Source organism: Mesorhizobium sp. P5_C1 (assembly GCF_054049815.1).
Genome location: NZ_JBFULQ010001428.1, coordinates 1 through 515, shown reverse-complemented (window position 1 = coordinate 515; position 515 = coordinate 1). Strand labels below are relative to the sequence as shown.

Below are 515 nucleotides of genomic sequence, written 5' to 3'. Positions count from 1 at the left end.
ATGCTGGCCAGTCCGGATGCCAGCCTGATGCATCATCCGCTGTCTGCGCGGCGCCAGGTGCTGGATGCGTTCGTAAAGTCAGCGGGACATACCGATCTTGAATTGTCGCGTTGTACTCGGGATTTGGCGACGGCAACGAAGTGGCTTGGCGAATCCGGTCGCGGATCAACGGACGGCGTTGTCGCCAAGCTTCTCGACGACGAATATCGGCCCGGCGAGCGCGCCATGGTCAAGGTCAAACGGCTGCGCACAGCTGATTGCGTGGTCGGTGGCTTCCGCTATCTGGCGAACGCGCGCGAGGTCGGTTCGTTGTTGCTTGGGCTCTACAACGACCAGGGCAAGCTCGACCATGTGGGATTTACGTCGACCATCGCGCAGGAGGATCGATCAGAGCTGACCCAACAACTCGAAGCCTTGCGTTCGCCTCCGGGCTTTAGCGGCAAAGCGCCGGGCGGACCGAGCCGTTGGAGCACCGAGAGGAGCGGAGATTGGGAGCCATTGACGCCCCAACTGGT

1 protein-coding gene is annotated in these 515 nt (G+C 61.7%); it reads left to right on the top strand.

The window, feature by feature from the left end; translation table 11 throughout:
• Positions 1–515, top strand: a 515-nt coding sequence (locus ACXJ7R_RS36180) for an ATP-dependent DNA ligase (RefSeq protein WP_457155954.1), incomplete at both ends; no start/stop codon positions are given.